Source organism: Pseudomonas sp. FW300-N2A2 (genome assembly GCF_017351735.1).
GTDB classification, from domain to species: domain Bacteria; phylum Pseudomonadota; class Gammaproteobacteria; order Pseudomonadales; family Pseudomonadaceae; genus Aquipseudomonas; species Aquipseudomonas migulae.
Genome location: NZ_JACNDU010000003.1, coordinates 370,566 through 384,581 on the forward strand (window position 1 = coordinate 370,566; position 14,016 = coordinate 384,581).

Consider the following 14,016-nt stretch of genomic DNA (forward strand, 5'->3'; position numbering starts at 1 on the left):
GCGGGTGATGAATTACTTAATAGAACGCACCGCTGTAACAATAAGGCACATATGTTTTAAGGCAATTTAAGTGCCACGGCACAGTTCTTAATTAATTGCCTGGATGCGATATAACCTACCGGTATTTATATAAATCTATAAATACCGATCGGCTATATATGAAGTTATATGTAGGAGCGAGCCTGCTCGCGATGGAGGCAGGGACAACGCGTTCATGCTGCTGCAGCGCGTTATCGTTGACCGCCATCGCGAGCAGGCTCGCTCCTACAGGGGAAGCGTCATCCTCTGGGTGCGTAGGCAAACACATCGGCACGCATCTGATGGGCATCCATCCCGGCGTTGACCAACGCGTCCAGCGTCCCGTAGACCATCGCCGGTGAGCCGCTGGCGTATACATGCAGCGCTTTCAGATCCGGAAAATCCTCGCACACCGCCTCATGCAACATCCCGCAGCGCCCCTTCCAGCCACATTGATCGCTGACGACTTTATGCAGGAACAGATTCGGCAGTTTCTGCCATTCGTCCCAATGCTCGATCTCATAAAAGTCTTCAGGGCGACGCACGCCCCAGTACAGGTGCACCGGATGCTTGAAACCCGACGCCCGGCAATGTTCGATCAGGCTATGGATCTGGCCCATGCCGGTGCCCGCAGCGATCAGCACCAGCGGACCGTCCGGCAACTCTGCCAGATGGGTATCGCCGAAGGGCATTTCAATCCGCACCATCGGATTGCGTTGCAGTTGCTCGATCAGGCTCAGCGCACTGCTTTCGCGCGCCAGTACGTGAATTTGCAGATCACGCCCCGCATGCGGTGCCGAGGCCAGGGAAAATGCGGATTTTTCGCCGTTCTCACGCTCGATCATCAAATACTGACCAGCGTGATAACGCGGCGGCTTGCCGGCTGGCGCGCGAAAACTCACGCGCCAGGTATCGCCGCCGACATCCTTGCACTCAATGACCTGACACGAGACGCTGCGCACCGGCAATTCTCCCAGCGCGAGCACGCCATCCCACAGCACAATGCAGTCTTCCAGCGGCTCTGCTATGCAAGTGTAGAACTCGCCATGGTCGCGCACACCACCGGCCTGCTCGACTCGTCCTTCCACCAGCAGCGCGGCGCACACATGGCAATTGCCGTTGCGACAGCTTTGCGGGCATTCATAGCCCAGACGGCGTGCGCCATCGAGAATCCGCTCGCCGGGCAGTATCTCTAGCACTGCTCCGGAGGGCTGCAAAGTTACACGCATCAATCTATTCCTAACTGATTCCAGATGGCATCGATCCGTTGGGTGACGGCTTCATCCTTGACGATCACCCGGCCCCACTCGCGTGTGGTTTCGCCGGGCCATTTATGCGTGGCATCGAGCCCCATTTTCGAACCCAGGCCGGACACCGGCGAGGCGAAATCGAGGTAGTCGATCGGCGTGTTGTCGATCATCACCGTGTCGCGCTTGGGGTCCATGCGCGTGGTGATGGCCCAGATCACGTCGTTCCAGTCCCGTGCGTTGATATCGTCGTCAGTGACGATAACGAACTTGGTGTACATGAACTGTCGCAAAAACGACCAGACACCGAGCATTACCCGCTTGGCATGGCCGGGATACGACTTCTTCATGGTCACGATGGCCATGCGGTACGAGCAGCCTTCAGGCGGCAGGTAGAAGTCGGTGATCTCCGGGAACTGCTTCTGCAGGATCGGCACGAACACTTCGTTCAGCGCGACACCGAGAATCGCCGGCTCATCCGGCGGACGACCGGTGTAGGTGCTGTGGTAGATCGGTTTGATCCGGTGGGTAATGCGCTCGACGGTGAACACCGGGAAACTGTCGACTTCGTTGTAATAACCGGTGTGGTCGCCGTACGGACCTTCGTCGGCCATTTCGCCTGGATGGATCACGCCTTCAAGGATGATCTCGGCGGTGGCCGGCACTTGCAGGTCGTTGCCGCGGCACTTCACCAGTTCGGTGCGATTTCCGCGCAGCAAACCGGCGAAAGCGTATTCGGAAAGGCTGTCCGGCACTGGCGTCACAGCGCCGAGGATGGTCGCCGGGTCAGCGCCGAGCGCCACGGACACCGGGAACGGCTGGCCCGGATGCTTCTCGCACCACTCGCGGTAATCCAGCGCGCCGCCACGGTGGCTGAGCCAACGCATGATGACCTTGTTGCGACCGATCACTTGCTGACGGTAGATGCCGAGGTTCTGCCGGTCCTTGTTCGGGCCTTTGGTGACGGTCAGGCCCCAGGTGATCAGCGGGCCGACGTCGCCCGGCCAGCAGGTCTGTACCGGGAGCATCGCGAGGTCGACGTCGTCGCCCTCGATGACCACTTCCTGGCACACCGCGTCTTTGACGACTTTGGGCGCCATGGCGATGATCTTGCGGAAGATCGGCAGCTTCGACCAAGCGTCCTTCAAGCCTTTCGGCGGCTCGGGTTCCTTGAGGAACGCCAGCAGCTTGCCGATCTCGCGCAGTTCGCTCACCGCTTCTGCGCCCATGCCCAGCGCAACACGCTCGGGGGTGCCGAACAGATTGCCGAGGACGGGAATGTCATAGCCCGTCGGGTTCTCGAAAAGCAGGGCCGGACCTTTGGCACGCAAGGTGCGGTCACAGACCTCGGTCATTTCGAGCACCGGGGACACCGGAACCTGGATGCGCTTGAGTTCGCCGCGCTGTTCCAGGCCGCTGATAAAGTCGCGCAAGTCGCGATACTGCATGCGTGAGCCTCGTGTTGGCCGTGGCGTTCGGGGGCTGGCAGTTTAGCGCCGAACCCCTCTGTTCAGAACAACGAAGTGCCGTTCATCAAAAATCAGATAGCAAAAAGCCGGGTTTCCCCGGCTTTTGCTGGTCTATCGACTTACTTGCGTTTCATCGACAGGAAGAACTCATCGTTGGTCTTGGTCGTTTTCAGCTTGTCGACCAGGAACTCGATGGCAGCGATCTCGTCCATCGGGTGCAGCAACTTGCGCAGGATCCACATGCGCTGCAACTCGTCGTCGGCTGTCAGCAACTCTTCGCGGCGGGTGCCGGAACGGTTGATGTTGATGGCCGGGAAGACGCGTTTTTCAGCGATACGGCGATCCAGCGGCAGTTCCATGTTGCCCGTGCCTTTGAATTCTTCGTAGATCACTTCGTCCATCTTCGAGCCGGTTTCAACCAGCGCGGTGGCGATGATGGTCAGCGAACCGCCTTCTTCGATGTTCCGCGCGGCACCGAAGAAACGTTTCGGTTTCTCCAGGGCGTGAGCATCGACACCACCGGTGAGCACTTTGCCGGAGCTCGGGATCACGGTGTTGTAGGCGCGAGCCAGACGGGTGATGGAGTCGAGCAGGATCACCACGTCTTTCTTGTGTTCGACCAGGCGCTTGGCCTTCTCGATCACCATTTCGGCAACCTGCACGTGGCGGGTTGGCGGCTCGTCGAACGTCGAGGCAACCACTTCGCCGCGCACGGTGCGCTGCATTTCGGTTACTTCTTCCGGACGTTCGTCGATCAGCAATACGATCAGATGAACTTCAGGGTTGTTACGTGCGATGTTCGCCGCAATGTTCTGCAGCATGATCGTTTTACCGGCTTTCGGCGGTGCAACGATCAGACCGCGCTGGCCTTTACCGATCGGGGCGCACAGGTCGATGACACGACCGGTCAAGTCTTCGGTGGAACCGTTGCCGGCTTCCATCTTCATGCGCACAGTCGGGAACAGCGGGGTCAGGTTCTCGAAGAGAATCTTGTTTTTCGCGTTCTCGGGACGATCGTAGTTGATCGTGTCGACCTTGAGCAGCGCGAAATAACGCTCGCCTTCCTTTGGAGGGCGGATCTTGCCAACGATGGTGTCACCGGTGCGCAAGTTGAAACGGCGGATCTGGCTCGGCGAGACGTAGATATCGTCCGGGCCGGCGAGATAGGAAGCGTCAGCGGAGCGCAGGAAGCCGAAGCCGTCCTGGAGAATCTCCAGCACGCCATCACCGGAGATTTCCTCGCCGCTTTTAGCGTGCTTTTTGAGCAGGGAGAAAATCACGTCCTGCTTGCGCGAACGGGCCATATTTTCTATGCCCATCTGTTCGGCCAATTCGAGCAGTTCGGTAATCGGCTTTTGCTTGAGTTCAGTCAGATTCATATAGGAATGACGTAATCATTTATGGAGGGGGGGAAATTAAGCTTTTGGCTTAATGAGGCCGCGCCGCGGAGAAGGCGACAGGATCGCGTACTTATTCGAAAAGGAGTGCGTCGGCGACGGCTAGCAGGGGGCAGTGGAGAAACCAGTGCGGGGCCGAATGTAACACCTGAGTTTCGGAGCGTCTAGCCCTCAATAACGAAAAAGCCCCGCAATATGCGGGGCCTTTTTTCGGACACTTTACAAACGACGCTTAGATGTTGGCGTCGAGGAAAGCAGCCAGTTGCGACTTCGACAGTGCGCCGACCTTGGTCGCTTCAACGTTGCCGTTCTTGAACAGCATCAGGGTCGGGATACCACGCACGCCATGCTTGGCCGGGGTTTCCTGGTTTTCGTCGATGTTCAGTTTGGCAACGGTAAGCTTGCCTTTGTAGGTTTCAGCAATCTCGTCCAGAACAGGAGCGATCATTTTGCAAGGGCCGCACCACTCAGCCCAGTAGTCGACCAGTACAGCGCCTTCGGCCTTGAGTACGTCGGCCTCGAAGCTAGCGTCGCTAACGTGTTTGATAAGATCGCTGCTCATGGAAGTCTCCAGGTTGTAAGCAAAAAAACGTGGCCCATCATAGCCGCCCTTCCCTCGTTCAGGAAGGTGCAGATGATTGAGTCTCACTATGGTGGTGCATGAGTTTGGGTATAGCTCAAGTCAGGATGTGGCGGGAGAGACGAAGGCAATTCCGGTGCGCAGGGCAGCGTTGCGCACATGTTCGTGCATGGCCTTCTGCGCCGCGCCGGACGAACGCCGGGCCAGTGCACGGAGGATTTTGCGGTGCTCGTGCCAGGTTTCCATGGCCCGTTCGGCCCGGATGAACGGTAGCTTCTGGCTCTCCAGGAAAATGTCGGCGCTGGCCGTCAGGATGCTCAGCATCGCCTGATTACCGCTGGCCAGCAGGATGCGCCGGTGAAACTCGAAGTCCAGGCGCGCCGCCGCCTCGAAGTCACCCACCTTCAGTTCATTGCGCATCGCAGCGACGTTGTCCTCCAAAGTATCGAGCTCATCGGTGCTCAACGTCACGGCGGCCAGCCCGGCGGCAAAACCTTCCAGGGCATAGCGCAACTGGAAGATATCCAGCGGTGATGCCTGTGCCGCGAACGGCCAGCTCAGCGCCGCATCCTGGCGAGGCAAGTCCACCGGCGCCTGCACGAAAACGCCTTTGCCCGGCTGAATGCTGATCACGCCCAAGGCACTCAGCGACGACAACGCCTCGCGCAACGACGCCCGACTGACCCCCAATTGCACCGCCAGATCCCGCTGCGAAGGCAAGGCATCCCCCGGCCCGAAACCTTGTTCGGCGATCAGTTTGCGGATGGCTTGCAGCGCCACTTCAGGTACAGCTCGGGAAATCGAATTCATGGTTTTCGGACGAACCAGGCGAATGAGCGGCTAGTTTTAAAGCTATTCGCGGCGCCCGGCAAGTCGTGCCCCACCGGGGTTCGGTAATGACCGACGATGCGCTATCAGAGTGCGAAACACAGACCGACTGTTCAGACCAGTAAGACCGAACAACACCAGTAAAACCGTGGCTTGGCACGGCAAAAACCCAATGTTGGCATGGCCCGTGCTCTGTCGATCCGCAGAAATCATTCCTCGCCGATCCGGAGATTTGCCATGACCCTGCGTTACAGCGCCCTCCTCGCTTCCCTGTTCGCCAGCCTGCTGCTGAGCCAGGTGCCCGCCCACGCCGACGGTCTGGAGGATGTGGTCAAACGCGGCGTCCTCAAGGTTGCCGTGCCTCAGGACTTCCCGCCATTCGGCTCGGTCGGCCCGGACATGAAACCCCGCGGCCTCGATATCGACACCGCCAAACTGCTGGCCGACCAACTCAAGGTCAAGCTTGAACTGACGCCGGTCAACAGCACCAACCGCATCCCGTTCCTGACCACCGGCAAGGTCGATCTGGTGATCTCCAGCCTCGGCAAGAACCCCGAGCGCGAGAAAGTCATCGATTTCTCCAGCGCCTACGCGCCGTTCTACCTCGCGGTGTTCGGCCCGCCGGATGCCGCCATCAAAGGCCTGGACGACCTCAAGGGCAAAACCATCAGCGTCACCCGTGGCGCCATCGAAGACATCGAACTGACCAAAGTCGCCCCCGAAGGCGTCACCATCAAGCGCTTCGAAGACAACAACTCGACCATCGCAGCCTACCTCGCCGGACAGGTTGACCTGATCGCCAGCGGCAACGTGGTGATGGTCGCGATCAGCGAGAAAAGCCCGAAACGCGTGCCCGCGCTGAAAGTGAAGCTCAAGGATTCGCCGGTCTACGTCGGCGTAAACAAGAACGAGCCGGCGTTGCTGGGCAAGGTCAACCAGATCCTCGCCACCGCCAAGACTGACGGCGCACTGGAAAAAAACTCACAGACCTGGCTGAAAGAGCCGCTGCCGGCCGATCTCTGATCGTCCCTCGGGAGATTTGATATGGCCTATCAGTTCGACTTTCTGCCGGTGGTGCAAAACACCGACCTGCTCGTGCGCGGTGCGCTGTTCACTCTGGAACTGACGGCCATCGGTGCGGTGCTCGGCGTCGGTCTGGGCATTGTCGGCGCGCTGGTGCGGGCGTGGAATATCCGCCCGTTCTCGGCGATCTTCGGGGTTTACGTCGAGTTGATCCGCAACACGCCGTTCCTGGTGCAGTTGTTTTTCATCTTCTTCGGTTTGCCATCGCTGGGCGTGCAGATTTCCGAATGGCAGGCGGCGGTGCTGGCGATGGTGATCAACCTCGGCGCTTATTCGACCGAGATCATCCGCGCCGGCATTCAAGCGATCCCTCGCGGGCAACTTGAAGCCGCAGCGGCATTGGCGATGACCCGGTTCGAAGCCTTCCGCCATGTGGTCCTGCTACCAGCGCTGGGCAAGGTGTGGCCGGCGCTGAGCAGCCAGATCATCATCGTGATGCTCGGCTCGGCGGTCTGTTCGCAGATCGCCACTGAAGAGCTGAGCTTTGCCGCCAACTTCATTCAGTCGCGCAACTTCCGCGCTTTTGAAACCTACGCCCTGACCACGCTGCTTTATCTGTGCATGGCTTTATTGATCCGCCAATTGCTGAACTGGATCGGTCGTCGTTACATAGCAAGGAGCAGCCAATGAGCGATTTCACGTTCTGGGACATCGTGCGCAACTTGCTCACAGGCCTACAATGGACGCTGGCGCTGTCGCTGGTGGCGTTTATCGGCGGCGGGTTGATCGGGTTGCTGATCATGGTCATGCGCATTTCGAAAAATGCCCTGCCGCGCAACGTTGCACGCACCTACATCGAGCTGTTCCAGGGCACGCCGCTGCTGATGCAGTTGTTCCTGGTGTTTTTCGGGGTGGCGCTGGCCGGGGTGGAAATCTCGGCGTGGATGGCGGCGGCGATTGCCCTGACCCTGTTTACCAGCGCTTACCTGGCGGAGATCTGGCGCGGCTGCGTGGATTCGATCCCCAACGGTCAGTGGGAAGCTTCGTCGAGCCTGGCGCTCAACCCGCTGGAGCAACTGCGCTACGTGATCCTGCCGCAAGCGTTGCGCATCGCCGTGGCGCCGACCGTGGGTTTTTCGGTGCAAGTGGTCAAAGGCACCGCCGTGACCTCGATCATCGGCTTCACCGAACTGACCAAGACCGGCGGGATGCTCGCCAACGCGACCTTCGAACCGTTCATGGTCTACGGCCTCGTCGCCCTCGGCTACTTCCTGCTCTGCTACCCCTTGTCCCTCAGTGCGCGCTACCTGGAAAGGAGACTGCATGCCTCTGCTTAGAATTTCCGCCCTGCATAAATATTACGGCGACCACCATGTACTCAAAGGCATCGACCTCAGCGTCGAGGAAGGCCAGGTGGTGGCGATCATCGGCCGCAGCGGCTCGGGCAAATCGACCTTGTTGCGCACGCTGAACGGCCTGGAGTCGATCAACGACGGCGTGATCGAAGTCGACGGCGAATACCTCGATGCCGCGCGCGCCGATTTACGCAGCCTGCGGCAGAAAGTCGGGATGGTGTTTCAGCAGTTCAACCTGTTCCCGCACCTGACGGTGGGCGAAAACGTGATGCTCGCGCCGCAAGTGGTGCAAAAAGTGCCCAAGGCCAGAGCGGTGGAGTTGGCGCGGGAGATGCTGGAACGGGTCGGGTTGGGCGAGAAGTTTGATGCGTTCCCGGATCGGCTGTCCGGCGGGCAGCAGCAGCGCGTGGCGATTGCCCGGGCGCTGGCGATGTCGCCGAAGGTGTTGCTGTGCGACGAGATCACTTCGGCGCTGGACCCGGAACTGGTCAATGAGGTGCTGAGCGTGGTTCGACAACTGGCCAAGGAGGGCATGACGCTGATCATGGTCACCCATGAAATGCGCTTTGCCCGGGAGGTTGGGGACAAGTTGGTGTTCATGCATCAGGGGAAGGTGCATGAGGTCGGGGATCCGAAGATTCTGTTCGCGAACCCGCAGACGGCGGAGCTGGCGAATTTTATCGGGACGGTCGAGTCGACAGCCTGAAAGACCTTCAGTGGCTGTTATGTCGCCTTCGCGGGCAAGCCTCGCTCCTACAGATTCAGGCTGTTCGCGGAACATTCACCCACCGCCAACCTGTAGGAGCGAGGCTTGCCCGCGAAGGCGTCTGCGAGATCACTACTCTTTCCTGCTCAGGATCAAGGCTTTGAACGCTACGCGTTGGCGTCAGCGTTTGATCGTGGCACGATGTCGAGGTTATCGACCGAGACCCCCTGACCATGCCGCAATCCCAAGCCAAGAATCTGTCCCTGATCGCCGCAATCGACCTGGGCTCCAACAGCTTTCACATGGTCGTGGCCAAGGCCCAGAACGGCGAAATCCGTATTCTCGAGCGTCTCGGGGAGAAGGTTCAGCTGGCCGCCGGCATCGACGAAGAGCGCCACCTCAACGAAGAATCCATGCAGCGCGGGCTCGATTGCCTGAAGCGTTTTGCCCAACTGATCAGCGGTATGCCGCCCGGCGCCGTGCGGATCGTGGGCACCAACGCCTTGCGCGAAGCTCGTAACCGCGTCGAATTCATCCGCCGCGCCGAAGAAATTCTCGGCCACCCGGTGGAAGTCATCTCCGGTCGTGAAGAAGCGCGCCTGATCTACCTCGGCGTGTCGCACACCCTCGCCGATACGCCGGGCAAACGCCTGGTGGCCGACATTGGCGGCGGCAGTACCGAATTCATTATCGGCCAGCGCTTCGAGCCGCTGCTGCGCGAAAGCCTGCAAATGGGCTGCGTCAGCTACACCCAGCGTTATTTCAAGGACGGCAAGATCACCCCGGCCCGCTACGCCCAGGCGTACACGGCGGCGCGGCTGGAGATCATGAGCATCGAACACGCCCTGCATCGCCTGACCTGGGACGAAGCCATCGGCTCCTCGGGCACCATCCGCGCGATCGGCCTGGCGCTGAAAGCCGGCGGTCACGGTACGGGCGAGGTCAACGCCCAAGGCCTGGCGTGGCTCAAGCGCAAGCTGATCAAACTCGGTGATGTCGAGAAAATCGACTTCGAAGGCATCAAGCCTGACCGTCGGGCGATTTTCCCGGCGGGCCTGGCGATTCTCGAAGCGATCTTCGACGCCCTCGAACTGCAACGCATGGACCACTGCGAAGGCGCACTGCGCGAAGGCGTGCTCTATGACCTGTTGGGCCGTCACCATCATGAAGACGTCCGTGAGCGCACGCTCAGCTCGCTGATGGAGCGCTATCACGTCGATCTGGAGCAAGCGGCACGGGTCGAGCGCAAGGCACTGCATGCGTTCGATCAGGTGGCGGAGGATTGGGAGCTGGACGACGGCGTCTGGCGCGAACTGCTCGGCTGGGCTGCCAAGGTCCATGAAGTGGGCCTGGACATCGCTCACTATCAGTATCACAAGCACGGCTCGTACCTGATCGAGCACTCGGACCTCGCCGGGTTCTCCCGCGAAGACCAACTGATGCTCGCGCTCCTGGTGCGTGGCCACCGCCGCAATATTCCCCGGGACCGGTTTGCCGATTTTGGCGACGAAGGCATCAAGCTGATTCGCCTGTGTGTGCTGCTGCGCTTTGCGATCCTGTTCCATCACATCCGCGGCACCCAGGAAATGCCTCAAGTGGCGCTGCACGCCAATGGTGACAGCCTGGAGGTGTTGTTCCCGGAAAACTGGCTGGACGACAACCAGCTGACTCAGGCTGACTTTGCGCTGGAAGCTGAATGGCTGACGCGTGTGGGTTTCGTGCTCAACGTCCGGTAACACCCCGAAAAACGCTCGCCGTACACGGTTCTGTAGGAGCACGGCTTGCCGGCGAAGGCGATTTCGAGGACGCCTTCGCGGGCAAGCCGTGCTCCTACGGGTCTGTGTGCTCAGGCGACACCTGTAGGAGCCGGCTTGCTGCGGGCGGCGTTCCGACGATGGCGATCTCACTGACGCCTTCGCCGGCAAGCCGTGCTCCTACAGGGGGTTGTGGTGGAAACAAAAATGGCGATCCGCAGGGATCGCCATTTTTTTATGCCGTGTGAAGGTTAACGCACCGCCAGAATCGGGCTGCCCAACCGCTCCAGCAACGTGGCCTGCGCACTGCGCGGGTTTTGGTTGCCGGTCGGCGTGTTGCGGATGTAACGACCGTCCGCCTGCAGGCTCCAGCTGTGAGTGTTATCGGTGAGATAAAGCTCCAGCTCTTTCTTGACCCGCATGATCAGCTTCTTGCCTTCCACCGGGAAGCAAGTCTCGACGCGCTTGTCGAGGTTGCGTTCCATCCAGTCGGCACTGGAGAGGAACATCTGCTCTTCACCGCCATTGAGGAAGTAGAAGACCCGGGTGTGTTCCAGGAAGCGGCCGATGATCGAGCGCACGTGGATGTTGTGCGAAACCCCGGCGATTCCCGGACGCAGGCAGCACATGCCGCGCACCACCAGATCGATGCGCACGCCGGACTGGCTGGCCTTGTACAGCGCGCGGATGATCTTCGGATCGGTCAGCGAGTTGAACTTGGCGATGATGTGCGCCGGTTTGCCGTCGAGGGCGAACTGCGTCTCCCGGGCAATCATGTCGAGCATGCCCTTCTTCAGGGTAAACGGCGCGTGCAACAGCTTCTTCATGCGCAGGGTTTTACCCATGCCGATCAGCTGGCTGAACAATTTGCCGACGTCTTCGCACAGGGCGTCGTCGGAGGTCAGCAGGCTGTAGTCGGTGTACAGACGGGCGTTGGCCGCGTGGTAGTTGCCGGTACCCAAGTGGGCGTAACGCACAATCTCGCCGGCTTCGCGACGCAGGATCAGCATCATCTTGGCGTGGGTCTTGAAGCCGACCACGCCGTAGATCACCACCGCACCGGCCGCTTGCAGACGGCTGGCCAGTTGCAGGTTGGACTCTTCGTCGAACCGCGCGCGCAATTCGATCACCGCGGTGACTTCCTTGCCGTTACGCGCCGCATCCACCAGCGCATCGACGATTTCCGAGTTGGCGCCAGAGCGGTACAGCGTCTGACGCACCGCCAATACGTGCGGATCTTTCGCCGCCTGACGCAGCAAATCGACCACAGGCGTAAACGACTCGAACGGGTGCAGCAGCAGAATGTCCTGCTTGCTGATCACACTGAAAATGTTCTCGCTGTTCTGCAGCAGTTTCGGGATCTGCGGCGTGAACGGCAGGTATTGCAGCTCGCGCTGACTGTCGAGGCCGGTGATGCTGAACAGGCGGGTCAGGTTGACCGGACCGTTGACCTGATACAGCTCGGTCTCGTGCAGGTTGAACTGCTTGAGCAGGTAGTCGGACAGGTGTTTCGGGCACGTGTCGGCCACTTCCAGACGCACCGCGTCACCGTAGCGACGGGAGAACAACTCGCCGCGCAGGGCGCGGGCCAGGTCTTCCACGTCTTCGGTGTCGACGGCAAGGTCGGCGTTTCGGGTCAGGCGGAACTGGTAGCAGCCCTTGACCTTCATGCCCTGGAACAAGTCATCGGCGTGCGCGTGAATCATCGAAGACAGGAAGACATAGTTGTCGCCAGGGCCACCGACTTCTTCCGGCACCTTGATCACTCGCGGCAGCAGACGCGGGGCCGGGATGATCGCCAGACCGGAGTCGCGACCGAAGGCGTCGATGCCTTCAAGCTCGACGATGAAGTTCAGGCTCTTGTTCACCAGCAACGGGAACGGGTGCGTCGGGTCGAGGCCGATCGGGGTGATGATCGGCGCGATCTCGTCGCGGAAATAACGGCGAACCCAGGTTTTGAGCTTGGTGGTCCAGTAACGACGGCGGATGAAGCGGACCTGATGCTTCTCCAGTTCCGGCAAAAGAATGTCGTTGAGGATGGCGTACTGGCGGTCAACGTAACCGTGCACCAGCTCACTGATCCGGGCCAGGGCCTGGTGCGGTTGCAGACCATCGGCGCCGGCCTGTTCACGGGCGAAGGTGATCTGCTTCTTGAGACCGGCCACACGAATTTCGAAGAACTCATCCAGGTTGCTGGAGAAAATCAGCAGGAACTTCAGCCGTTCCAGCAACGGATAGGACTCGTCCAGCGCCTGTTCCAGCACGCGGATGTTGAACTGCAGTTGCGAGAGTTCGCGGTGGATGTACAGGCTGCTGTCATCCAGGCCCGGAATGACAATCGCTGGCGCCGCCGGCGCGGTTTCGACCACTACCGCAGGCGGAGCAGGCTCCAGCTCCGGCGGGGTTTCGGCGATCGGCTCCACCACGGGTTGAGCCTCTTGTACTGCAACTTCAGTGAGTCCTTCGGTATTCATCGAATGTTCCTGGGAGGGCTATTTTTGCTCTCGTAACAATTGAGCAGCACGTACGGCAAAGTAAGTCAGGATGCCATCAGCGCCTGCACGTTTAAAAGCGGTCAGGGATTCGAGGATAACCCCTTCGCTCAACCAGCCATTCTGGATCGCCGCCATGTGCATGGCGTATTCACCGCTGACCTGATAAACAAAAGTCGGCACTTTGAATTCTTCTTTGACCCGGTAAAGGATGTCCAGATATGGCATGCCTGGCTTGACCATGACCATGTCTGCGCCTTCTGACAAGTCCGCCGCCACTTCGTGCAGGGCTTCGTTGCTGTTGGCCGGGTCCATCTGATAGGAGGCCTTGTTGGCCTTGCCCAGGTTCAGCGCCGAACCCACCGCATCGCGGAACGGGCCGTAATAGGCGCTGGCGTACTTCGCCGAATAGGCCATGATCCGCACGTTGACGTGATCGGCCAACTCGAGGGCTTCGCGGATCGCCTGGATGCGACCGTCCATCATGTCCGACGGGGCCACCACTTGAGCACCGGCTTCGGCGTGGGACAGGGCCTGCTTGACCAGTGCGTCGACGGTAATGTCGTTCTGCACATAGCCTTCTTCGTCGAGGATACCGTCCTGACCGTGGGTGGTGAACGGGTCCAGCGCGACGTCGGTGATCACACCCAGTTCAGGGAACTGCGCACGCAGGGCGCGAGTGGCGCGCTGGGCAATGCCGTTCGGGTTCCACGCTTCGGCGGCGTCCAGCGACTTGAGTTCCGGTGGCGTGACCGGGAACAGCGCCACGGCTGGAATCCCCAGTTCAACCCACTTGGCCGCTTCTTCCAGCAACAGGTCGATGGTCAGGCGTTCAACGCCGGGCATCGAGGCCACCGCTTCGCGACGGTTTTCACCGTCCAGCACAAACACCGGCAGGATCAGGTCATCAACGGTCAGGACGTTTTCACGAACCAGTCGACGCGAGAAATCATCACGGCGGTTACGGCGCAGGCGGGTGGCTGGAAACAAGCGATTGGCGGGGGTAAAACTCACGGCAGACTCCTGAGCCCGCGCTGGCGGGCGAGCGTGACAGTTATAAGCGGCCATTATGACCGTGGTATTACAGTTGTGTGCACCCCCGCGACACGTAGTCGCATTCCATTGTCCTTGTAGGAAATGTTCACGT

Annotated in this window: 12 protein-coding genes; 5 read left to right on the forward strand and 7 right to left on the reverse strand. The window is 60.0% G+C overall.

From position 1 onward, the window contains the following. Positions 1-278 precede the first annotated feature (278 nt). The 5 genes from J4E42_RS07340 to J4E42_RS07360 all read right to left on the reverse strand — a co-directional run bounded on the left by J4E42_RS07340 (position 279) and on the right by J4E42_RS07360 (position 5,521). On the reverse strand, positions 279-1,247 hold the full coding sequence (locus J4E42_RS07340; protein WP_008040685.1) for a CDP-6-deoxy-delta-3,4-glucoseen reductase: 969 nt from the start codon (positions 1,245-1,247) through the stop codon (positions 279-281). Continuing rightward, positions 1,247-2,713 (reverse strand): 4-hydroxy-3-polyprenylbenzoate decarboxylase, encoded by a 1,467-nt coding sequence (ubiD, locus tag J4E42_RS07345; protein ID WP_008024285.1) that lies wholly within the window; start codon positions 2,711-2,713, stop codon positions 1,247-1,249. Before ubiD ends, J4E42_RS07340 begins: the two co-directional genes overlap by 1 nt. A 140-nt stretch (positions 2,714-2,853) precedes the next feature. Beyond that, complete coding sequence (gene rho / locus J4E42_RS07350; RefSeq protein WP_007942421.1) at positions 2,854-4,113, reverse strand: transcription termination factor Rho; 1,260 nt, start codon at positions 4,111-4,113, stop codon at positions 2,854-2,856. Positions 4,114-4,363: 250 nt separating this feature from the next. Next, the gene (gene trxA, locus J4E42_RS07355) at positions 4,364-4,693 is read right to left on the reverse strand and encodes a thioredoxin TrxA (RefSeq protein ID WP_003206727.1); all 330 of its coding nucleotides are present in this window, start codon (positions 4,691-4,693) and stop codon (positions 4,364-4,366) included. A gap of 120 nt (positions 4,694-4,813) precedes the next feature. Further along, positions 4,814-5,521: a FadR/GntR family transcriptional regulator gene (locus J4E42_RS07360; protein WP_207284913.1), complete on the reverse strand. Its 708-nt coding sequence runs from the start codon at positions 5,519-5,521 to the stop codon at positions 4,814-4,816. A gap of 255 nt (positions 5,522-5,776) precedes the next feature. Between J4E42_RS07360 and J4E42_RS07365 the strand changes: the two genes are divergently transcribed. The 5 genes from J4E42_RS07365 (at position 5,777) to ppx (ending at position 10,359) form a co-directional block, all read left to right on the forward strand. Continuing rightward, complete coding sequence (locus J4E42_RS07365; protein ID WP_008024289.1) at positions 5,777-6,562, forward strand: transporter substrate-binding domain-containing protein; 786 nt, start codon at positions 5,777-5,779, stop codon at positions 6,560-6,562. Between the two features lie 21 nt (positions 6,563-6,583). Continuing rightward, positions 6,584-7,252, forward strand: coding sequence for an amino acid ABC transporter permease (locus J4E42_RS07370; protein WP_207284914.1), 669 nt, complete (start codon positions 6,584-6,586; stop codon positions 7,250-7,252). After that, entirely contained in the window at positions 7,249-7,899 is a 651-nt protein-coding gene (locus J4E42_RS07375) for an amino acid ABC transporter permease (RefSeq protein ID WP_008024293.1), read from the forward strand. The genes J4E42_RS07370 and J4E42_RS07375 overlap by 4 nt, the downstream gene beginning before the upstream one ends. After that, complete coding sequence (locus J4E42_RS07380) at positions 7,886-8,623, forward strand: amino acid ABC transporter ATP-binding protein (protein ID WP_207284915.1); 738 nt, start codon at positions 7,886-7,888, stop codon at positions 8,621-8,623. Before J4E42_RS07375 ends, J4E42_RS07380 begins: the two co-directional genes overlap by 14 nt. A gap of 233 nt (positions 8,624-8,856) precedes the next feature. After that, positions 8,857-10,359 carry an exopolyphosphatase gene (gene ppx, locus J4E42_RS07385; RefSeq protein WP_008024297.1) on the forward strand — a complete coding sequence of 501 codons (1,503 nt, stop codon included), beginning with the start codon at positions 8,857-8,859 and terminating at the stop codon, positions 10,357-10,359. A gap of 269 nt (positions 10,360-10,628) precedes the next feature. On the opposite strand, the gene ppk1 is transcribed toward ppx, so the two are convergent. Further along, positions 10,629-12,851, reverse strand: coding sequence for a polyphosphate kinase 1 (gene ppk1 / locus J4E42_RS07390; protein ID WP_192227494.1), 2,223 nt, complete (start codon positions 12,849-12,851; stop codon positions 10,629-10,631). An 18-nt stretch (positions 12,852-12,869) separates the two neighbouring features. Next, complete coding sequence (gene hemB, locus J4E42_RS07395) at positions 12,870-13,883, reverse strand: porphobilinogen synthase (protein ID WP_010465043.1); 1,014 nt, start codon at positions 13,881-13,883, stop codon at positions 12,870-12,872. Positions 13,884-14,016: the final 133 nt, after the last annotated feature.